The sequence below is a fragment of the Puia sp. genome (genome assembly GCF_035546395.1).
In the GTDB taxonomy this organism is placed as follows: domain Bacteria; phylum Bacteroidota; class Bacteroidia; order Chitinophagales; family Chitinophagaceae; genus Puia.
Genome location: NZ_DASZXR010000011.1, coordinates 216,848 through 236,805, shown reverse-complemented (window position 1 = coordinate 236,805; position 19,958 = coordinate 216,848). Strand labels below are relative to the sequence as shown.

General features: G+C 55.8%; 21 protein-coding genes. 3 read left to right on the top strand and 18 right to left on the bottom strand.

The features are described 5' to 3' along the window. Positions 1–66: 66 nt before the first annotated feature. Together VHE34_RS11705 and VHE34_RS11700 are read left to right on the top strand one after the other, a co-directional pair. Positions 67–792 carry a pyridoxine 5'-phosphate synthase gene (locus tag VHE34_RS11705; protein WP_325588007.1) on the top strand — a complete coding sequence of 242 codons (726 nt, stop codon included), beginning with the start codon at positions 67–69 and terminating at the stop codon, positions 790–792. Between the two features lie 206 nt (positions 793–998). After that, entirely contained in the window at positions 999–2,114 is a 1,116-nt protein-coding gene (locus tag VHE34_RS11700; RefSeq protein WP_325588005.1) for a DUF2911 domain-containing protein, read from the top strand. 36 nt (positions 2,115–2,150) lie between these two features. On the opposite strand, the gene VHE34_RS11695 is transcribed toward VHE34_RS11700, so the two are convergent. From VHE34_RS11695 to VHE34_RS11640, 12 genes are read right to left on the bottom strand one after another with little or no spacing between them, the layout of a single operon-like run. Beyond that, positions 2,151–3,242 carry a TlpA disulfide reductase family protein gene (locus VHE34_RS11695; protein ID WP_325588003.1) on the bottom strand — a complete coding sequence of 364 codons (1,092 nt, stop codon included), beginning with the start codon at positions 3,240–3,242 and terminating at the stop codon, positions 2,151–2,153. Between the two features lie 7 nt (positions 3,243–3,249). Then, the gene (gene hisIE / locus VHE34_RS11690; protein WP_325588001.1) at positions 3,250–3,849 is read right to left on the bottom strand and encodes a bifunctional phosphoribosyl-AMP cyclohydrolase/phosphoribosyl-ATP diphosphatase HisIE; all 600 of its coding nucleotides are present in this window, start codon (positions 3,847–3,849) and stop codon (positions 3,250–3,252) included. 10 nt (positions 3,850–3,859) lie between these two features. Then, entirely contained in the window at positions 3,860–4,621 is a 762-nt protein-coding gene (hisF, locus tag VHE34_RS11685; RefSeq protein ID WP_325587999.1) for an imidazole glycerol phosphate synthase subunit HisF, read from the bottom strand. Further along, complete coding sequence (hisA, locus tag VHE34_RS11680) at positions 4,615–5,322, bottom strand: 1-(5-phosphoribosyl)-5-[(5-phosphoribosylamino)methylideneamino]imidazole-4-carboxamide isomerase (protein ID WP_325587997.1); 708 nt, start codon at positions 5,320–5,322, stop codon at positions 4,615–4,617. The genes hisF and hisA overlap by 7 nt, the downstream gene beginning before the upstream one ends. A 2-nt stretch (positions 5,323–5,324) precedes the next feature. Further along, complete coding sequence (gene hisH / locus VHE34_RS11675; protein ID WP_325587995.1) at positions 5,325–5,912, bottom strand: imidazole glycerol phosphate synthase subunit HisH; 588 nt, start codon at positions 5,910–5,912, stop codon at positions 5,325–5,327. Next, entirely contained in the window at positions 5,909–6,676 is a 768-nt protein-coding gene (trpA, locus tag VHE34_RS11670; protein WP_325587993.1) for a tryptophan synthase subunit alpha, read from the bottom strand. The genes hisH and trpA overlap by 4 nt, the downstream gene beginning before the upstream one ends. Next, on the bottom strand, positions 6,673–7,878 hold the full coding sequence (gene trpB, locus VHE34_RS11665) for a tryptophan synthase subunit beta (RefSeq protein WP_325587989.1): 1,206 nt from the start codon (positions 7,876–7,878) through the stop codon (positions 6,673–6,675). Before trpB ends, trpA begins: the two co-directional genes overlap by 4 nt. Positions 7,879–7,888: 10 nt before the next feature. Beyond that, positions 7,889–8,533, bottom strand: a complete 645-nt coding sequence (locus VHE34_RS11660; protein WP_325587987.1) for a phosphoribosylanthranilate isomerase — start codon at positions 8,531–8,533, stop codon at positions 7,889–7,891. Further along, positions 8,533–9,321: an indole-3-glycerol phosphate synthase TrpC gene (gene trpC / locus VHE34_RS11655; RefSeq protein WP_325587985.1), complete on the bottom strand. Its 789-nt coding sequence runs from the start codon at positions 9,319–9,321 to the stop codon at positions 8,533–8,535. The genes VHE34_RS11660 and trpC overlap by 1 nt, the downstream gene beginning before the upstream one ends. Then, positions 9,318–10,310 carry an anthranilate phosphoribosyltransferase gene (trpD, locus tag VHE34_RS11650; protein WP_325587983.1) on the bottom strand — a complete coding sequence of 331 codons (993 nt, stop codon included), beginning with the start codon at positions 10,308–10,310 and terminating at the stop codon, positions 9,318–9,320. Before trpD ends, trpC begins: the two co-directional genes overlap by 4 nt. Beyond that, positions 10,307–10,879, bottom strand: a complete 573-nt coding sequence (locus VHE34_RS11645) for an aminodeoxychorismate/anthranilate synthase component II (protein ID WP_325587981.1) — start codon at positions 10,877–10,879, stop codon at positions 10,307–10,309. The genes trpD and VHE34_RS11645 overlap by 4 nt, the downstream gene beginning before the upstream one ends. Positions 10,880–10,900: 21 nt before the next feature. After that, complete coding sequence (locus VHE34_RS11640) at positions 10,901–12,313, bottom strand: anthranilate synthase component I family protein (RefSeq protein ID WP_325587979.1); 1,413 nt, start codon at positions 12,311–12,313, stop codon at positions 10,901–10,903. Between the two features lie 220 nt (positions 12,314–12,533). Between VHE34_RS11640 and VHE34_RS11635 the strand changes: the two genes are divergently transcribed. Further along, complete coding sequence (locus VHE34_RS11635) at positions 12,534–13,643, top strand: DUF5009 domain-containing protein (RefSeq protein ID WP_325587977.1); 1,110 nt, start codon at positions 12,534–12,536, stop codon at positions 13,641–13,643. Between the two features lie 18 nt (positions 13,644–13,661). Here the strand turns inward: VHE34_RS11635 and hisB are convergent, their stop codons facing one another. From hisB to hisG, 6 genes are all read right to left on the bottom strand, one after another. Then, positions 13,662–14,801 (bottom strand): bifunctional histidinol-phosphatase/imidazoleglycerol-phosphate dehydratase HisB, encoded by a 1,140-nt coding sequence (hisB, locus tag VHE34_RS11630; RefSeq protein ID WP_325587975.1) that lies wholly within the window; start codon positions 14,799–14,801, stop codon positions 13,662–13,664. Positions 14,802–14,817: 16 nt separating this feature from the next. Next, a complete protein-coding gene (locus VHE34_RS11625) occupies positions 14,818–15,261 on the bottom strand; it encodes a cytochrome c (RefSeq protein ID WP_325587973.1) in 444 nt (147 codons plus the stop codon). A 4-nt stretch (positions 15,262–15,265) separates the two neighbouring features. Further along, the gene (locus tag VHE34_RS11620) at positions 15,266–16,540 is read right to left on the bottom strand and encodes a PQQ-dependent sugar dehydrogenase (protein WP_325587971.1); all 1,275 of its coding nucleotides are present in this window, start codon (positions 16,538–16,540) and stop codon (positions 15,266–15,268) included. A gap of 149 nt (positions 16,541–16,689) precedes the next feature. After that, complete coding sequence (hisC, locus tag VHE34_RS11615) at positions 16,690–17,745, bottom strand: histidinol-phosphate transaminase (RefSeq protein WP_325587969.1); 1,056 nt, start codon at positions 17,743–17,745, stop codon at positions 16,690–16,692. A 3-nt stretch (positions 17,746–17,748) separates the two neighbouring features. Beyond that, a complete protein-coding gene (gene hisD, locus VHE34_RS11610; RefSeq protein ID WP_325587966.1) occupies positions 17,749–19,026 on the bottom strand; it encodes a histidinol dehydrogenase in 1,278 nt (425 codons plus the stop codon). Further along, positions 19,023–19,880 (bottom strand): ATP phosphoribosyltransferase, encoded by an 858-nt coding sequence (gene hisG / locus VHE34_RS11605; protein ID WP_325587965.1) that lies wholly within the window; start codon positions 19,878–19,880, stop codon positions 19,023–19,025. The genes hisD and hisG overlap by 4 nt, the downstream gene beginning before the upstream one ends. Positions 19,881–19,958 lie beyond the last annotated feature (78 nt).

Here is a 19,958-nt window from a genome sequence, read left to right as displayed (position 1 = left end):
CTTTTCTTTCATATGGTCTTGACCCCCCAGAGGCGCTCCAGCGCCTCTTTTTCATACCTTTGGCCCATGACCAGGCTCTCCGTCAACATCAATAAATTCGCCACCCTCCGCAACAGCCGTGGCGGCAACAACCCCGACGTCCTCAAAGCAGCCGTAGACGCCCAGCTCTTTGGCGCCGACGGCGTCACCGTCCACCCCCGCCCCGACGAACGCCACATCCGCTATTCCGACGTATATGCCATCAAACCCATCATCACCACCGAATTCAATATCGAAGGCAACTCGCAGGAACAGAAATTCGTCGACCTCGTCCTCGACGTAAAACCCACCCAGGTCACCCTCGTCCCCGATGCCCTGAACCAGATCACCTCCAACCACGGCTGGGACACGATCCGCCACAAAGCATATTTAAAGGACATCGTCGCCGTCTTCCAAAAAGCCGGCATCCGCGTCAGCCTCTTCGTCGACCCCATTCTCGCGATGGTCGAAGGGGCGGCCGAAACCGGGACCGATCGCATCGAGCTCTATACCGAAGCCTACGCCCACGGCTACCACCAAAACCGCGAAGCCGCCATCGCCCCCTACCGCGAAGCCGCCATCCGCGCCCGCGAGCTCGGCCTCGGCCTCAACGCCGGTCATGACCTCGATCTCCGGAACCTCCACTATTTCGCCCTCAACATCCCCGGCCTCGACGAGGTCTCCATCGGTCACGCCCTCATTTGCGACGCCCTCTACCTCGGCTACGAGAACGCCGTCCAGCTCTACAAACGCCAGCTCCAGCTTACACCCTAGCACCGCGGATCGACACAACCAAAGGAATAACCCGCATTTCAACAACTCCCCCCCTTTCTTCAACGGCTCGGAAACCCCGCCGCAGCCCGCCTCTTTATATCCTTCTAAAATACCTCCGATGTAAATTCCCTTGCACCCGGCCGCCCCAAAATCTATCTTCGAAATACAACTGTTCACAACATTCTTCACCTGCTAAACGCAACACCATGACCAAAGCCAATTTTCATGGCCTCCTGGCCCTGCTATGTCTTGCCACCACCCTTTCAACCACCGCCCAACTGACATCGCTCCCCAGCGGCGGCAATAAAAAAGCCGCCGTCACCGAGCGCATAGGCCTCACCGATGTAACTCTCACCTACGACCGTCCCGCCGTCAAAGGCCGGGAAGGCCAGATATGGGGAAAGCTGATCCCCGAAGGATATACCGACCAGGGCTTCGGCACAAGCAAGGCCGCACCCTGGCGTGCAGGCTCCAACGAGAATACCACCATCACCTTCACATCGGACGTAATGGTCGAAGGTAAACCCCTTCCCGCCGGCAAATACGGCTTCTTCATCGCCTATAGCCCAAGCGAGTGCACGCTCATCTTCTCGCACAACAACTCTTCCTGGGGCAGCTTCTTCTACGATCCAAAGGAAGACGCACTCCGCGTCACGGTCAAGCCGGTTCCTCTTAACAATGAAGTGGAAAGGCTGCGGTATGAGTTCACCGATCAGACCGAGAACAGCGCTACCATTGCCCTCGAATGGGAAAAACTTAGCATCCCCTTCAAGGTAGAGGTCAATTATGTCGAACAGCAGCTCGCAAGCTTCCGCCGGGAACTGCGCAATACCCCCGGCTTCAACTATAACTCCTTTATGCAGGCCGCCCAGTTCTGCGCAACCCGCAAGGTTGACCTGGAAGAAGGGCTCGCCTGGGCCGATGCCGCCATCAGCCTGCCCGGCATCGGTGACAAGAACTTCAATACGCTCTCCACAAAAGCAATGGTCCTCAACGCCCTCAACCGCAAGGACGAGGCCGACGCGATCATGAAAGAAGCCCTGCCGCTCGGCAAGGTCACCGACGTCCACGTCTATGCCCGCACGCTCATAGCGGCAAAAAGGAACAAGGACGCCTTCGACGCCTTCCAGTTCAACTACAATAAACACCCGAATGAATTCACCACGAATATGGGGATGGCTCGCGGCTACTCCGCCATGGGAGACTATAAGAAAGCCCTCGACTATCTGAAGAAGGCCCAGGCCCAGGCGCCCGACGATCTTAACAAGAACAATATCGCAACACTGTTACCCAAACTCGAAAAAGGTCAGGATATCAACTAAATAAAAAACCCCACCGGCGGTGGGGTTTTTTTTATCTTAATTGCACCCAAGCAACTCGCACAGCTTCTGCTGCAATTCCACCCCTCTCAGATTCCTCCCCACAATTTTCCCACTCGGATCCACAAGCAGATTCTGCGGAATACTCTCAATGTGGTACTTCGCTGCAACATCATTATACCAGTACTTCAGATCACTCACCTGCGTCCAGGCCAGTCCATCGTCCTTGATCGCCTTGATCCAGGGCTCCTTTGCCTTGTCGAGACTGACGCCAAGCACCGTAAAATTCTTATCCTTGAATTTCTTATAGGTCGCTACGACATTCGGATTCTCCATCCGGCATGGGCCGCACCAGGAAGCCCAGAAATCAACCAGCACATACTTCCCTTTGAAAGAAGAAAGCGTGACCGCATGACCCGCAGTGTCGTTTTGGGTAAAGTCGGGCGCTTCCGTCCCGATCGCCCCAACCAGCGCCTTTTCCAGCAGCGGACTGAGATACTGGGCATAATATCCCTTCTGAACCTCAGGTGAAAGCGAATGCAACCGCCGCTGCTGCCCCATCACATCCTCGGTCAACTGATTGACCACGACCAGCACGAACGGCGAAACCATGGAATTGGGCCGTTTGCCGATATATTGATCCACCGCTACAAAGATGGAATCCGTCAAATGCTTGTAGACCTTGAACACGGAGTCCTTATTGACCCCGCCGCCCGCCGCATTCGACTGCGCGATCACGCCATTCAACCGCGTAAAATAGGGCGTAAACATCGCCTGGAAGGCCATAAAATCATCATTGGTCGGCGATCCCGCCGTCCTTATCTGCGAGACATTGGTCACATCCCCACTCATACTCATTTTATCGTTGCCAAGGAACACCGGCACCTTCTTCTTCGAACTCGCAAAATTCACTTCGTAAAGATTGGCCTCCGACACATGCCCCTTCAGCACAAACTGCCCACCCTTGATCATCCCCGTCGCCACCGTATCCGTCGGATTGGAGGCATCGGTAATATACACGGCGGAACCCTCGGCCGCCCCCGTGACCTTGCCCTCGATCGTAAACCCCTCCGGCTTCTGCGCCAGCCCAAATACCGGCAACACCATTAACACCCCAAAGAACAATTTCATATAGTTACTATTTTTTATGTCTCTCCTTCAAGACATTCGTTACATCCTGTAAGTTAAACCCTTTTGCGTTGAGTAGGATCAAATAATGGAACAAAAGGTCGGCAGCCTCACTAAGAAAAAGGGTATCATCATGGTCCTTCGCCTCGATCACCAACTCTACCGCTTCTTCCCCAACCTTTTGCGCAATCTTATTGATCCCCTTGCCAAACAGCTTCGCCACATAGGAGCTCTCGGCATTTCCCTCCAGCTTCCGCTGCTCGATGATCTCCTCCAAACAAACAAGAAAATCCTCGCGATGGTTCTTTTCATCCCAGCAGGTATCGGCGCCGGTGTGACACACCGGCCCCAACGGCTCGGCCTTGATCAGCAGGGTATCCTGGTCACAGTCCACGGCAATACGCCTGACCAGCAGAAAATTGCCGCTCTCCTCCCCCTTCGTCCAAAGCCGGCCCTTGCTCCGGCTGAAAAAGGTCACTTTTCCCTCCTGCTGCGTCTGATCCAACGCCGCCTGGTTCATATAACCCAACATCAATACTTTCTCCGTTATATGATCCTGTATCACGGCCGGCACCAGCCCGTCCGGCGACTTCGAAAAATTAACAACCATAGTCTCTGTTTTATACGATCCGCACGGTTACCCCGCGCTCCCGCAAATATCCTTTTAAATCCGGAATAGCTATTTCCTTAAAATGAAAGATACTCGCCGCCAGCGCGGCATCCGCCTTCCCCTCACCCAGCACCCTCACAAAATGATCCGGCGTCCCGCCCCCACCGGACGCAATGACCGGCACCGGCAACGACTCCGCCAGCTGCCGCGTAATATCCAACGCAAACCCCCGCTTCGTCCCATCATTGTTCATCGAGGTCAGCAGGATCTCACCCGCTCCCCGGTCCACCGCCTCCCGCGCCCAATCGAAACAAAACCGCTCCGTCTTCACCCTCCCGCCATTTAGATACACATACCACTGCCCATCTTCCTCCATCCTGGTATCGATCGCCGCCACCACACACTGCGACCCAAACTCCTTCGCCAGCTCCGAAACCAGCTCCGGCCGCCGGAATGCAGAAGTATTTACCGATATCTTATCGGCCCCATTCTGCAACAACACCTGCACATCTTCCACGCTGCTGATGCCACCCCCGACCGTAAACGGGATATTGATATGATGCGCGATCCGGTTTACGAGCTCGCTCAGCGTCTTCCGCTTCTCATTGGTGGCCGTAATATCCAGGAATACCAGCTCGTCCGCCCCCTCCCGCGCATACAACGCCCCCAATTCCACCGGGTCGCCGGCGTCGCGGATGTTCTCGAAGTTCACCCCTTTGACCGTCCTGCCATCCTTGATATCGAGGCAGGGTATGATCCGTTTTGTCAGCATAGTTCTTTCAAGGTTATCCTTCCTTCATAAATAGCCTTTCCGATGATGACCCCGGCACAACCCACTTCCTCCAGCCGCCGGACATCACCCATCCCACTCACCCCGCCGCTCGCAATAAAATGCAGCCCGGGGAATTTCTCGACGATATTTTTATAGAGGTCCAGCGCCGGCCCCTGCAACAAACCATCCTTGCTCACATCCGTACAAAAAAGCTGCCGCACACCCTTCTCCATATATTCCGCGATAAAATCATAGATCCACCGGTCCGTCGTCTCCAGCCAACCGCCCACCGCGATCTTCTCATCCTTCACGTCGGCGCCCAACAGGAACTTATCCGCCCCATATGCCTGTAGCCAGCTCACAAACAACGGCCCATCCTTCACCGCAACGCTGCCGACCGTCGCCAGCGCCGCCCCGGAGTTGAAAACGATCTCCACATCCGCCTCCGTCTTGATGCCACCGCCAAAATCTATCACCAATCCCGTCTTCCCCGCCAGCGTCTCCAGCACCTTCCAGTTCTTCACCGCACCCGCTTTCGCCCCATCCAGGTCCACGAGGTGCAGACGCCGCAACCCCGCATCCTCGAACTGCCGGGCCACCTCGAGCGGCCGCTCGTTATACACCTTCTTTTGCTCGTAGTCCCCTTGCGTGAGTCGAACACACTTTCCGTCTATAATATCTATCGCCGGTATGATCTCCATAATTACATCTCAATAAAATTTCTCAATATCCTTTCTCCCGCCTGCGCGGATTTCTCGGGGTGGAACTGCACCCCATAAAAATTATCCCGGTGCAACGCCGAACTGTAGGCCTGCCCATACTCTGTCTTCCCGATCGTGTGCGCTCCCAACGCGGCATAATACCCATGCACGAAATAACAATAACTATTCTCCCCCACGCCCTCGAACAGCGGCGTACGAAGATCATAGATCGTATTCCAACCGATCTGCGGCACCTTCAGTCCACCCTCACCCGAAAAATGTTTCACCCTCTCTTCAAATATTCCCAAACAGCTCGTATCATTCTCCTCGCTGTAGCTGCACATCAGTTGCATCCCTAAACAAATGCCCAATACAGGCTGGCGAAGTCCCCGGATCAGCTCGTCCAGTCCTCGCTCCCGCAGGTACCCCATCGCCGTGCTCGCCTCCCCAACCCCGGGAAAGATCACCTTGTCCGCCGCCGTGATCAACGCAGCATCGTCGGTGACCACCGCCTGCCGGCCAATACGTTCCAATGCATACAACACCGACTGGATGTTCCCCGCATTATATTTGACAATGACCAGACTCATAGTATCCCCGATAAAAAAGTTTTCGTCGCTTTACCTATATCTTTTGCCCCATCCAGCGCCCGGATATATGCCGTTCCGATGATCGCCCCATTCGCATGCCGGCAGGCGGCGTCAAAAGTCCCCTTATCCCGGATACCAAACCCGACCAACACAGGATTATTCAGGTTCATTTCCTTCAGCCGCGCAAAATACGCCTCCTGCTCTCCCAAATCCTTGTCCTTCCCCGTCGTCGAGGAAGAAGACACCGCATATAAGAACCCGGAGCTCAACGAGTCCACCTTTCGTATCCGCTCCGATGTGGTCTCCGGCGTCACCAGGAATACAAAGTCGAGTCCGTACCGCTTCATCACCGGCCCATATTCCGTCTCGAATTCATAGATCGGCAGGTCCGGCAGGATCAACCCGTCGACACCCGCGGCAGCCGCAGCTTCACAAAACTTTTCAAACCCATATTGCAGTACCGGGTTCATATACCCCATCAACAGCACCGGTACGGTTACCGTCTGCCGCATCGTAGCCAGTTGCTCAAAAAGCCTTGCGATCGTCATTCCATTCGACAAGGCAACCGAGCTGCTGGCCTGGATCACCGGGCCATCCGCCAATGGATCACTGTAAGGCATCCCCAGCTCGATCAGGTCCGCGCCACCTTCCTGCAGCGCCCGCATGACCTCCAGCGTACTGTCCAGCCGCGGAAAACCCGCCGTGCAATAGACATTCAGCACGCGCTCACGTTTCCGCCTAAACAATTCCGTTATTCTGCTCATAATGTTCCGTTTTCCATGACGCGCATATAAGTGGCCATATCTTTATCGCCCCGCCCGCTCAGGCAAAGCACCACTGTATCCCGCTCATTGAATTGTAGTTGATCCAACGCCGCCAGCGCATGCGCCGACTCCAGCGCGGGAATGATCCCCTCCAACCGGGTCAGCTCGAAAGCCGCCCGCACCGCTTCCTCATCCGTAGCGCTTAAAAAAGTCCCCCGGCCGCTGTCAAAAAGAAACGCATGCAAAGGCCCGATGCCCGGGTAGTCCAATCCGGCTGAAATGCTGTGCGGCTCCACTACCTGCCCGTCTTCCGTTTGCATCACATAGCTCCGGCTGCCATGCAGGATACCCGGCTTACCCAACTGGGTGGTCGCCGCACTCATCCCGCTATGGATACCATGCCCCGCCGCTTCCACCGCGATCAACTCGACCTCCGGTTCCTCTAAAAAATGATAAAAGGTCCCTGCGGCGTTACTCCCCCCACCCACACAGGCAATCACATGGGTAGGCAGCTCACTCCCTGTCTTTTCCTTCAGCTGGACCCGGATCTCCTCGCTGATGACACTCTGGAACCTCGCCACCATATCCGGGTAAGGATGCGGCCCGACAACGCTCCCGATGATATAATGCGTGTCGACAGGATTGTTGATCCAGTCGCGGATGGCCTCATTGGTCGCGTCCTTCAGCGTCTTGCTGCCGCTTGTCGCCGGAATGACCTTCGCCCCAAGCATCTTCATCCGCGCCACATTCGGCGCCTGCCGCTCGATATCCTTCTCGCCCATATACACGATGCACTCGATCCCCTTCAGAGCGCAGACGGTCGCCGTAGCAACCCCATGCTGCCCCGCACCCGTCTCCGCGATGATCCGCCGCTTTCCCAACCGCTGCGCCAGCAGGATCTGCCCGATCGTATTATTGATCTTATGCGCCCCGGTATGATTAAGATCTTCCCTCTTCAGGTAAATAGGCGCGTTATACTTGGCACTCAGCCGCTCCGCCAGGTACAAAGGCGAAGGCCGGCCGACATAGTCCCGCAGCAGCCCCTGGTACTCCTTTTGGAAGGCCGCCTCATGCATGATCTCGAGATAGCGCTTCCGCAACTCCTCCACATTGGGATAAAGCATCTCCGGGATGAACGCCCCCCCGAATTTTCCGTAATATCCCCGCTCATCCGGCGACTTGCTGATTCTTTCCTTTATCATGATCAATTCATTATTTATTGGTCGTCTTCACTCCATCGAGCATCGCCCGCACCTTCTTCAGGTCCTTCACCCCGGGACTCGCCTCGAACTTACTATTGATGTCTATGGCAAACAGCTTCCTGGCCACCGGTTCCCGTTCAAAGGCCTTCAGCCGCTCCACATCCCCCTGTTCGATCCCTCCGCTCAAAAAGAAAAGCTTGTCGATATGCGCAGGCTTCAGCGTTTCCCAGTTGAACTTCTTGCCCGTTCCGCCATAACCCACCCCTTCGGTGTCGAAAAGGAACATATCGCAGGCGTCCTGGTAGGGCTTGATGATCCAATCCACCGGGTCGTCCTCGCCAAGCCGGAAGACCTTGATGACCGTGATGTAGTTGGCCAGCTGCTCGCAAAGCCTCGGCGTCTCATCCCCATGCAGCTGGATCATGTCCAGCCCGAAGCTGTCCACCTGCTTCATCACCTCGTCATAGCTGGCGTTCACAAAGACGCCCACCTTTCCCAGCCTCAGCCTGGCTTTCTTCACCTGCTCGCCGGCCAGGTGACGCAGCACATAACGGGGGGATTTGGGATAGAAGATAAAACCGGCGAAGTCGACGCCCATGGCATCCAACTGCCTGACCTGGTCTATCTCGGTCATTCCACAGACTTTTACTCTCATCAACGCATTTTGAGTTGTTGAACAAATGCGGCAAAAGCAATCCCTGGATCCTGTTCTTTCATAAAGCGCTCCCCGATAAGGAACCCGTGGAAACCTGCATCCTTCATCTGCCAGATGGTCTCCACTTTGTCGATCCCACTCTCGGCGATCAGCAATCTATTGTTCGGGATCCGGTCGATCAACCGGATACTCCGTTCGATATCCACCGTAAATGTCTTCAAGTCCCGGTTGTTCACTCCTACCACCTGCGTGGCCCCGCAGATATGCCCCAGCTCATCCTCCCCATGTATCTCCAGCAACGTCTCCAATCCCAGCGACCGGGCGAATTTCGCAAGCCGGCAAACTTCCTCCCGCGACAAACAGGCCGCGATCAACAATATAACATCCGCCCCGATAGCCTTCGCTTCTACGATCTGGTATTCGTCCACAACGAAATCCTTCCGCAATATCGGCACCGCATTCGCCCGCGCCGCCACCAGGTCCGAGGAACTGCCCCCGAAAGAAGGTCCATCCGTCAGCACTGAAAGACAGGAAGCCCCCGCCGCCGCATACGCCGACGTCACCGCCTCCACCGTCGACCGGTCATTGATCACCCCCTTCGAAGGGCTCCGCCGCTTGAACTCGGCAATGATCCCCGTCCTGCCGGGGTCCGTCAGGAAAGCCCGTAATGACAAAGGCTCCCGTTCAAACCCCACCATCCGCTCCAGCTTCGCCACCGGCATCGCCGCCTTCCGTTCCGCCACTTCAACCCGCTTATACTCGATGATCTTATCCAGGATATTCTTCATTGCAATGCTATTAACTTTTCCAAAGCCCCATAAGCTCTCCCGCTCTCCAAACTCTCCACTGCAGCCGTATACGCGTCATCATAACCCGCATACCCGCCCGCGGAATAAAGAGCCATCGCGGAATTAGCCAGCACCACCGCGGATTGCGCCCAGCTGCCCTCTCCCTTCAGAATGCGCACGAATAGCTTCGCCGCCTCCTCCACCGTGTTGCCGCCATAAATATCGGTAGCATTTACCATTCTCTTTCCTAATTCTTCGGGCGTGGCGATCCGCTCCCCCGTATTCGTGATCACCTTCGTATCCCCCGTCAGCGAGATCTCGTCATACCCGTCAAGCCCGTGAATGATCGTAAACCTCTGGCCCGCCTGCTGCAACAGGTAGTTGTAGATGCGCGCCATCTCCAGGTTATACACCCCAACCAGCTGCGTTGCAGGGAACGCCGGATTCACCATCGGCCCTAGCATATTGAAGAAAGTGCGGATACCCAACGCCTTGCGAATCGGTCCTACCGTCTTCAACGCGGGGTGGAACAGCGGCGCATGCAAAAAACAGATCCCCGCCTCGTCGATCTCCTTCCTCAGCCGGCCCGGTTCATTTTTATGCTTGTACCCCAGCTGCTCCATCACGTTCGATGCCCCGCTGATCGTCGAAGCGCCATAATTCCCATGCTTGGCCACCTTGCGCCCGGCCCCGGCCACGATAAAGCAGGAGAGGGTCGAGATATTGAAGGTATTCTTGCCATCCCCACCCGTACCGACGATATCGATGGTCTCCTGTCCCTCTAGTTCAACCCGGATACAAAGCTCGAGCAGGGCGTCCCGGAACCCCTGCAGCTCTTCGATCGTGACGCTACGCATAAGATAGACGGTAATAAAGGCAGCCAACTCGCTGTCATTGAACTCTCCCCGGGCGATACGCGTCAGCACATCTTTCGCCTGCTCCCGCGGCAGCGCCTTATGCTCAAATAAAAACTGTAATATTTTTTTCATAACGCCAACCAGTTTTTCATTAATTTTTCCCCCGCCGGCGTCAACACGCTCTCCGGATGGAATTGAACACCCTGCACATCCAGCCGCTTGTGACGCAACCCCATGATATAGTTGTTGTCATCCCTCGCCGTCACCTCCAGCTCTCCGGGAAACCCCTCATCACTCACCACCCAGCTATGATACCGCCCCACTTCCAGCACGGCATCCATCCCCTCAAAAACCCCGGACCGGTCCAACACCCTCACCGGCGTCGCCACCCCATGATAAACATTGCTCAGGTTGACCAGCTTCCCGCCAAAGGCCTCGCCGATCGCCTGGTGACCCAAACAAACCCCCAGGATCGACTTCGAAGAAGCATACTCCTTGATCAGCGGCAACAACAGCCCCGCCTCGGATGGAATGCCCGGCCCCGGCGACAGAATGATCTTATCATAATCCTTCACTTTCTCCAGCGGAATGGCGTCATTGCGCACCACATCCACCTTCTGCTGCAACAGCTTCTCGACCAAATGGACCAGGTTGTACGTAAAGGAATCGTAATTATCAAAAACAAGAATACGTGCTGCCATAGTTTTTATAGTTGCGTCGGCTCAAAGTGTCGCCGCATACCGGATAGCCGACTTCAATGCGCCAAGTTTATTATTTACCTCCTGTAACTCACTCTCTGGGTTGCTCGCCGCAACGATCCCCGCCCCCGCCTGGTAGGTCAGGGTATTGTTCCGGCTCAGCAGGCTGCGGATCATGATGGCATGCACACAGCTGCCGTCAAAACCCATGAACCCGATACATCCGCCATAATAGCTCCTCGCCGTGGGCTCATAACCGTCGATCAGTTCCATCGCCTTGAATTTCGGGGCTCCACTCAGCGTCCCCGCAGGAAAGGTCGTCGCCAGCAAAGCAAAGGGATTATACCCGTTCCTGAGTTTTCCCCTTACCTCACTCACCAGGTGGATCACATGCGAGTAATATTGAACACTCCGATACTGCTCCACATGTACGTCGTCGCAGTTCCGGCTCAGATCGTTCCGCGCAAGGTCCACAAGCATGACATGCTCGGCATTCTCCTTGGCGTCCTTCAACAACCTGTCCGCCTCCTTCCTGTCGATGGCGTCGTCCCCGCTCCGCTTAAAGGTCCCTGCAATAGGATGGACAATAGCCTCGCCATTCTGCAAGAGTATTTGCGATTCCGGTGACGAACCCATCAGTTTGTAATCGCCATAATCGAAGAAGAACAGGTACGGCGAAGGATTGATATTCCGCAAAGCCCGGTAGACATTGAACTCGTCCCCACGAAATCCCTGCTGGAACCGCCTGCTCAGCACTATCTGAAATACATCCCCCCGGTGACAGCTCTTGATCCCCTTCCGGACCATCTGCCGGTAATCCTCGTCCGTCATATTCGACACCTCTTCTCCCACCGGCTCAAAGGGATACACCGGCACGTCCTTGCTCCGGATCAGCGACTCCACCACCGCAAGCTCCGACTCGACTCCCGCAATTACATTCTCACAGATGAACAGCTCATCCTTGAAATGATTGATGGCGATCACATACTGGTAGAGCCGGTAACGCATCAGCGGGATCGCTCCCCGTTCCCCCCGGTCCCTGAATTTGACCGTATCAAACAACTGCACGGCATCGAATGTGGTATACCCAAACAACCCCTGCACCGCCCGTACCGCCTTTTCCTTTGCCGGTTCCACGTCGAATCGCTGCATAAACTCCCAGATCAACCCCGGCGTCGCCGCCAGATCACCCAGGGGCTGCCGCTCCGGCGACTGTCCCGGCAGCTTGAACTCGATACTCTTCTTGTCCGTGATCTCGATCCCGCCGATGGCGTTGATGCAAATGAAGGAATAGCTGTTGTCCGCCGCATGATAATCCGTGCTTTCCAGCAGGATCGTATCCCGGAACCGGTCCCTCAGCCGCAGGTAGATACCCACCGGCGTATAGATGTCCGAAAGCAGCTTCTTACTATGGGTCTTGATGACGATTTTTTTCATGAGTCTGATGTTTGGCCTTCGGCCGTGGGAACCCCGTTCCCAAAATGAAAAAGGCCCCGATACTCGGGGCCCAATATGATGATAAAACTATAGTAATAGCCTTACTTGCCCCTCATGAGACTCGTATGCCACCACCACTGTTGAATATTGATCGAAATTTTCATTGCACAGCAAATATGGCAGGTAAAAATGATTTCGCCAAATTTTTTTATTTTTAGACATGACCCCAACAACCGAAACACCTCGCCCCCAACGCCTGCTCTCCCTGGACTTCATGCGCGGCCTCATCATGGTCCTCTTGGCTCTTGAGGCCGCTGGCCTCTATGAACATCTGATAAAAGACACCGAAAACACCCCCTTACACGGCCTCTTCATCCAATTCACCCACCACCCCTGGCACGGCCTCCGCGCCTGGGACCTCGTACAACCCGCCTTCATGTTCATGGCCGGCGCCGCCATGGCCTTCTCACTGCACCGCCAGCAACAACAAGGATATAGTTGGAACCACACGTTCAAAAAGGCGCTGAAACGCTCCGGCTGGCTCTTCTTCTGGGGCGTCCTCGACTACGCCGTTCGCCCCGGCGGGCTCTCCTTCGAACTCTGGGACGTCCTTACCCAGCTGTCCTTCACCTCATTGATAGCCTTTCTCATCTTCCGCTGGTCCTATGCCGCCCAGCTGGCCGCGTGCGCAGGCCTGCTCCTCCTCACCGAAGCCCTGTATCGGTTCACCCATATCCCCGGCTTCGACCTTCCATTCACCGACCAGCACAACTTCGGTAACTACGTCGATCTCCTGCTGATGAACAAAACGAATGACGGCGGCTGGGTCGCCATCAACTGCATCCCGACCGCAGTCCACACCATCGCCGGCGCCCTCGCAGGCAAACTCCTCCTCGGCCCCTCCGCAAAAAAAGTACAGCCCCTTCTCGGCTGGGGCGTCGCCCTACTGATCCTCGGCTACGGTATCGACTCCCTCGGCATCACCCCGATCATCAAACGCATCGCCACCTCCAGCTTCACCATCGTTTCGCTCGGCTGGTGCCTGCTGGTCCTCGCAACCTGCTATTGGTGGATCGACATAAAAGATCACAAAAAGCGGCTGCTGTTTTTCACCGTCATCGGCATGAACTCCCTCTTCATCTATCTTTTCTTTGAAATAGTAGGCGATCGCTGGTTCACCGGCTATGTCGGCGCCGTCACCAACGGCCTGATGGGCATCATCCACATCCCCATCCCCATCGCCGCGATCATCACATCCCTATGCGTCTTCGGCCTGGAATGGGGGCTCTGTTACTTCCTGTATAAAAAGAAGATATTCTTCAAGCTATAGGGTTTTGCGCCGTGGCCCCTATAACACTCCCTTCGTACTCGGCAGGGACATCCCCAGAGGATCCCGCCGCACCGCCATCCGGATCGCCTTCGCAAAGGCCTTGAAGATGGCCTCGATCTTATGATGCTCGTTCTCACCACGGCAGGCAATATTCAGATTGCACCGCGCCGCATCCGAAAACGATTTAAAGAAATGGAAGAACATCTCCGTAGGCATCTCCCCGATCCGCTCCCGCCGGAACTCGGCATTCCACACGATCCACGGCCGGCCGCCAAAATCGATCAGCACCTGCGCCTCGGCCTCATCCATCGGCAAAGCAAACCCATACCGCTCCATCCCCCGCTTGTCGGCCAATGCCTTCGCAAATGCCTCCCCCAACGCAATACCCGTATCCTCGATCGTATGATGCTCGTCGATATGCAGGTCTCCATCGGCCCGGATCGTCAGGTCCATCTTGCCATGCCGGGCGATCTGCTCGAGCATGTGATCAAAGAATCCCATCCCCGTAAAGATAGCCGCCTTCCCACTCCCGTCGATGTTCAGATCGATCTTGATCCGCGTCTCGTTGGTATTGCGTTCATGCACGACATGCCTCAACCCAAGCTTCAAAAATTCATAGATCTTACTCCATTCCGAGGTCTCGAGTGCGATCGCGGCCGATAGGTCACCCCGCGAATCACTCACTTCCGCCCCACCGAGATCGGGATCGTTGTTCAGCCATACGGCCTTACAACCAAGATTCTTCGCCAACTGCACATCCGTGATCCGGTCGCCGAGGACAAAGGAGTTCGCGAGGTCGTATTCGGGATTCCCGATGTACTTCGTCAGCATCCCCGTCCCCGGCTTGCGCGTCGGCGCCTGCTCCAATGCAAAAGTTTTGTCGATATACACCGCGGAAAACCGGATACCCTCTCCCTCCAATGCCTTGATCACAAAATTCTGCACCGGCCAGAAGTCATCCTCCGGAAAGCTCTTCGTACCCAACCCGTCCTGGTTGGTCACCATCAATAATTCATAGTCGAATTCCCGCGCGATCCGCCCCATATATTCAAACATGCCAGGATAGAATTCCAGCTTCTCGAACGAATCGATCTGGTAGCTTGGTGGCGCCTCCTTTATCAGCGTCCCATCCCGGTCGATAAATAAGATCCTCTTCATAAATGTTGTAGATCGTTTATTGCGCCGCCGGTTTGTTCGTCGCTCTCACCGTCTTCACCTGCGCCGCCGTCACCGCACTCGCCTTATTCCCAAAGCTGTTGCGCACATAGGTCAACACATCCGCGATCTGCTGGTCCGTCAGATCGGGGTGCGGCGCCATCACACCATTGTAACTCTCATCCCCGATATCCACCCCCTGCATCCCGTTCAGCACGATCTTGATCAACGCCGCTTTATCACCCAACACCTGCTTGGTCTTGATCAAGGGTGGATTCATCCCCGACACACCACCCGCATCCACCTGGTGACAGGCTAAACATTGCTCGAGATACACCTGCTTACCCCTTGTCATCTGAGCCGCCAGCCCACCCTGGGCAGGCTTCTTGGTCTGGGACATCAAAGCCGTCGCCAGCACGAAGAGCCCTCCGCCCAGCACGAATAGAATACCGAATCTTCGCATGTTGTTATTTATTGTAAGATATTTTCCAGATCACCCCCTTCGTATCATCGGTCACATAAAGCGCCCCATCCGGACCCTGCGCAAGCCCGCAGGGACGATAATCCACCCGGCCCGAAGCGGTCTTGTCGGCTCCGCCGGAGAAATTGTCGGCAAAAACTTCCCAGTTCCCACTCGGCTTCCCGTCCTTGAAGGGCACAAAGACCACAAAGAACCCAGCCTGCGGCTCAGGCGCCCGGTTCCACGATCCATGGAAGGCGACAAAAGCGCCATTCTTATATTTCTCCGGGAATTGGTTGCCCGTGTAGAACAACAGTCCATCGGGCGCCAAATGACCGGGGAACGCTACCACCGGGTCCTGGAACTCCTTCTCCGGTCCCTTCTTCCCATCCCCGCCATATTCCGGGGCAAGCACCTGCTTATGCTGGATCTGATCATAGTAGATATAAGGCCAGCCGCAGTTGGAGCCCTTATGCAATTCATACATACACTCCGAAGGCAGCTCGGCGCTTTGCTTGGTGTTAAAGTATTGCGGCCAGTTGTCGCTCAGCTGGTCCCGCCCATGCTGCATCACAAAAAGACTATTCGTCTGGGTATTCCAGTCCAGCCCCACTACATTCCGTAACCCCGACGCATAATGCACACCTGTACCATAGGTCTGATCCGGCCTGTCGGCCTTGAACTGCCAGATTCCGCCGGCGGAATCGAGTATCGGACACGGCATCCGACCGGGTGACCCCTTGGTCCTGTCCTGCACCTGGCAGGAATTTGCATATGCACCTATGTTGACATAAATATTTCCGCTATTGTCGAGCGCGATGGATTTCGAATTATGCTGATGGCGGTCCAGCAACCCCGAAACGATCTTTTCGGGTTTATCAGGGTTGACCACATTATTCGAGCCATCCAGCTTGTAGCGGTAAACATCCGTATTCGAAGAAGCATAAAGGTAACCGTCCCTGACCGCCATCCCCGTACCGACATAATCTCCAAATCCGGTGATCTTATCGGGCTTTCCGTCGCCGTTCGTATCCTCGAGCCGGTAGATCCCCTTGCCGTCCTTCAACTTCTCCAACTTTACAAAGATCACACCGTTGGGAGTCACCGCCAGGTGACGGGTTCTGCCAAAATTCTCTATCACCGTTTCAGCCTTGAAGCCCGCCGGCAACTTCAACTGGCCGGCCGCATCCGCCGGCTTTTTCCCTTTTCCGCCATCTCCGGCAAAGACGGCAAGACCCGCAAGGCAAAACGCCGTCGCAAACGATAAAGATTTAAATTTCATAGTTGATTTGATTAACAGGCTGTAATTTAATCGAAAAAACCACCGGAGCGATCACTAATTTTTACCTTAGGCTTTCCAAGTGTTTCGCCCCTTCGGCTGCTCCGCAAAATAGCCTACGGCGCGAAACCACGTTGTCTGGCCTTCGGCCGTCAGGCCTGTGGCCTGAATGTGGTCAACGATTTTAGCAACTCCGCATTCTCCCCCTCCGTCCCCACAGTTATCCGCAGACAACCCTCGCAAAGCTCGACCTTGCTGCGATCGCGAACGACGATACCCGCCTGCAGCAAATGCGCATACGCACCCCGCGGATCATCCACCTTCACCAACAGGAAATTGGCATCGCTCGGATACACCCGCCGAACCATCGGCAACTCCGCCAGGTCATGACTCAGCTGCTCCCGCATCGTTACCAGGCTGCGGATCATATCGTTGACCTGCCCTACCTCTTCCAGCGCCTTCAGGGCCAGCTCCTGCGTAGCCTGGCTGATATTATAAGGCGGCTTCACCTTATTATAAATATCGATAATAGCTTCGGATGCAAAGGCCATACCCAATCGCAATCCTGCCAGCCCCCAGGCCTTGCTCATCGTCTGCAGCACGACGAGGTTGGGATAGTCGCTCAACTCCTGGATAAAGGACTTGTGCCGCGAGAAATTGATATACGCCTCGTCGATCACCACTAACCCCGGAAAATTATTCAGGACGATCTCGATGTCCTGCCGGTTAATGGAATTGGCCGTCGGATTGTTAGGGCTGCAGATCCAGATGATCTTCGTATGCTCATCCACCAGCGTCTCGAGATGCACCAGGTCCAACTGAAAATCGTCCAGCAACACCGCCCGCCGGACCTCCACATCGTTGATATGCGCGCTCACCTCGTACATGCCGTAGGTGGGCGGATTGATGATCACATTGTCCTTCCCCGGCACACAAAAAGCCCGGTACAACAGGTCGATACACTCGTCGCTCCCATTGCCCAAAAAGATATGCTGCGGCAGCATCCCCTTGACCTTGCTGATCGCCTCTTTGACTTTCCATTGATGCGGATCCGGATACCGGTTATACCACTTCGTCAGCGGCGACCCAAGACTGTTCTCGTTGGCGTCGATAAAGACCCTGGCCTCTCCCTTGAATTCATCCCGTGCCGAAGAATAAGGCACCAGCTGCCGGATGTTGTCGCGTAATAGTTTATCTAAATTGAACATAATCTATAGTCTTATTTTTACAGCGTTCGCATGCGCCTCCAATCCCTCGGCCGACGCCATCGACATCACCGTACTGCCGATCGCCTCCAATCCCTCGCGGCTCAGCTGCTGAAAAGTGATCTTCTTCACAAAGCTATCCAGGCTCACCCCACTAAAGGCCCGCGCCGCCCCATTCGTCGGCAGCACATGATTCGTCCCACTCGCATAATCACCCACGCTCTCCGGCGAATAGTTCCCAAGGAACACAGACCCCGCATTTACCACACTCCCGGCCAGCCGCCCGGCGTCATCGCAAGACAAGATCAAATGCTCCGGCGCATATTCATTCAGCAACTCCATCGCCTGATCGCTATCCTTCACAACAAAAGCCCGGCTGTTCGCCAACGCCTTCCGCGCCATTTCCGCCCTCGGCAACAACGCCGCCTGCCGCTCCACCTCCACCAACACCCGCTCGACAAGGGAGCCCGAAGGACTCACCAACACGACCTGGCTGTCCGCGCCATGCTCCGCCTGCGACAGCAGGTCGGCCGCGACAAAGTCAGGCGATGCCGTTTCATCCGCATATACCGCTACTTCGCTCGGCCCCGCCGGCATATCTATCGCAATTCCCTCGCGTTGCACCAGCTGCTTTGCACAGGTGACGTATTGGTTGCCCGGTCCAAAGATTTTATAAACCGCCGGAACAGATTCGGTCCCATACGCCATCGCCGCAATCGCCTGCACACCGCCCGCCCGGAACACCCGAATCCCCCCGATCAGCTCCGCGGCATACAACAGCGCGGGATGAAGCCGCCCCTCCGCATCCGGCGGCGAACAAAGGATTATCTCCCGGCAACCCGCGATCCTCGCCGGAATGGCCAGCATCAACAGCGTCGAGAACAACGGCGCCGTCCCCCCGGGAATATAAAGCCCGACCTTTTCGATCGCCACCGAACGCCGCCAGCAACGGACTCCCGGCATCGTCTCCACAACCTCTTCCACCCGCACCTGCCGCCGGTGGAATGCCTCGATATTGGCCGCCGCCATCCGGATCGCCGCCCGAAGGGTATCCCCCACACCCGCCGCTCCCGCCGCGATCTCGGCTGTACTACACTCTATCGGCTCCGGCGCCACCTTGTCGAACTGCAGCGAGAACTTCCGCACCGCCGCATCTCCTCCTGCCCGCACCTCACCCAAAATCCCCCCGACGGTCGCTTCCAGTCTCGAAACATCGATCACCGGCCGCCTCAACAACTCCCGCGCCGCGGCCACAGAACCCCTGCTTATATCCGTAATTTTCATATCACCATTTTTTCGATCGGTACGACCAGGATGCCCTGCGCACCCGCATCCTTCAATCGCTCGATAATATCCCAGAAATCATTTTCGCTGATCACGCTGTGCACGCTGCTCCAACCCTCCTCGGCCAACGGCAGCACAGTGGGACTCTTCATCCCCGGCAAAAGCCGGATGATCTCCTGAAGCCGGTCGTTAGGCGCATTCAGCAGCACATACTTATTGTTCCTCGCCTTCTTCACCGACCGGATACGGAAAAGGAACTTCTCCAGCAGCTGCTGCTGCGCCTCGCCAAGCCGCTCATTACGGATCAGCACCGCCTGGCTCTTCAGCACTGTCTCCACCTCCTTCAGCCCGTTCATGAACAGGGTGCTCCCACTGCTCACCAGGTCGACGATCGCCTCCGCCAGTCCGATCCCCGGGGCGATCTCCACCGATCCGCTGATCTCCTGGATCTCCGCCTGCACGCCATTCTTGTCAAGCCACTGTTGCACCAATACCGGATAGCTCGTCGCGATCCGCTTCCCACTCAGAAAACCCGCCCCCGAATAGTGATCGGCCTTGCCGATGGCCACCGCCAACCGGCACTTTCCAAACCCCAGCTGCTCGACGATATCGGCCCGCTTGTTCTTCTCATAGAAGACATTCTCCCCCACAATACCGACATCGGCGACCGCATCCTCCACATACTGCGGGATATCGTCATCCCGCAAAAAATAGATCTCCATCGGGAAATTGTCACACTCGGCCTTCAGCTTGTTGACCCCGTTCTTCAGGTCAATTCCGCAGTCCTTCAACAGTTTGACACTGTCGTCATAAAGCCTGCCGGACTTCTGGATCGCGATTTTCAGTTTGGTCATAGTAATAAATGTTTGGCCTTCGGCCGGCGGACACGTGTCCCGCAAAATAAAAAAGGGCCTACCATTTGGTAAGCCCCT

Excerpts from the sequence above, each read along its gene's own strand:
- VHE34_RS11645 (WP_325587981.1), bottom strand. The coding sequence starts at position 10,879 with ATGGCAGCACGTATTCTTGTTTTTGATAATTACGATTCCTTTACGTAC.
- hisB (WP_325587975.1), bottom strand. The coding sequence starts at position 14,801 with ATGAAGAGGATCTTATTTATCGACCGGGATGGGACGCTGATAAAGGAG.
- VHE34_RS11635 (WP_325587977.1), top strand. The coding sequence starts at position 12,534 with ATGACCCCAACAACCGAAACACCTCGCCCCCAACGCCTGCTCTCCCTG.
- VHE34_RS11705 (WP_325588007.1), top strand. The coding sequence starts at position 67 with ATGACCAGGCTCTCCGTCAACATCAATAAATTCGCCACCCTCCGCAAC.
- hisA (WP_325587997.1), bottom strand. The coding sequence starts at position 5,322 with ATGGAGATCATACCGGCGATAGATATTATAGACGGAAAGTGTGTTCGA.
- hisIE (WP_325588001.1), bottom strand. The coding sequence starts at position 3,849 with ATGGTTGTTAATTTTTCGAAGTCGCCGGACGGGCTGGTGCCGGCCGTG.
- VHE34_RS11620 (WP_325587971.1), bottom strand. The coding sequence starts at position 16,540 with ATGAAATTTAAATCTTTATCGTTTGCGACGGCGTTTTGCCTTGCGGGT.
- hisC (WP_325587969.1), bottom strand. The coding sequence starts at position 17,745 with ATGTTCAATTTAGATAAACTATTACGCGACAACATCCGGCAGCTGGTG.
- hisD (WP_325587966.1), bottom strand. The coding sequence starts at position 19,026 with ATGAAAATTACGGATATAAGCAGGGGTTCTGTGGCCGCGGCGCGGGAG.
- trpB (WP_325587989.1), bottom strand. The coding sequence starts at position 7,878 with ATGATAAAGGAAAGAATCAGCAAGTCGCCGGATGAGCGGGGATATTAC.
- hisG (WP_325587965.1), bottom strand. The coding sequence starts at position 19,880 with ATGACCAAACTGAAAATCGCGATCCAGAAGTCCGGCAGGCTTTATGAC.
- trpC (WP_325587985.1), bottom strand. The coding sequence starts at position 9,321 with ATGAAGAATATCCTGGATAAGATCATCGAGTATAAGCGGGTTGAAGTG.
- trpA (WP_325587993.1), bottom strand. The coding sequence starts at position 6,676 with ATGAGCAGAATAACGGAATTGTTTAGGCGGAAACGTGAGCGCGTGCTG.
- VHE34_RS11640 (WP_325587979.1), bottom strand. The coding sequence starts at position 12,313 with ATGAAAAAAATCGTCATCAAGACCCATAGTAAGAAGCTGCTTTCGGAC.
- VHE34_RS11625 (WP_325587973.1), bottom strand. The coding sequence starts at position 15,261 with ATGCGAAGATTCGGTATTCTATTCGTGCTGGGCGGAGGGCTCTTCGTG.
- hisH (WP_325587995.1), bottom strand. The coding sequence starts at position 5,912 with ATGAGTCTGGTCATTGTCAAATATAATGCGGGGAACATCCAGTCGGTG.
- VHE34_RS11660 (WP_325587987.1), bottom strand. The coding sequence starts at position 8,533 with ATGAGAGTAAAAGTCTGTGGAATGACCGAGATAGACCAGGTCAGGCAG.
- trpD (WP_325587983.1), bottom strand. The coding sequence starts at position 10,310 with ATGAAAAAAATATTACAGTTTTTATTTGAGCATAAGGCGCTGCCGCGG.
- VHE34_RS11695 (WP_325588003.1), bottom strand. The coding sequence starts at position 3,242 with ATGAAATTGTTCTTTGGGGTGTTAATGGTGTTGCCGGTATTTGGGCTG.
- hisF (WP_325587999.1), bottom strand. The coding sequence starts at position 4,621 with ATGCTGACAAAACGGATCATACCCTGCCTCGATATCAAGGATGGCAGG.
- VHE34_RS11700 (WP_325588005.1), top strand. The coding sequence starts at position 999 with ATGACCAAAGCCAATTTTCATGGCCTCCTGGCCCTGCTATGTCTTGCC.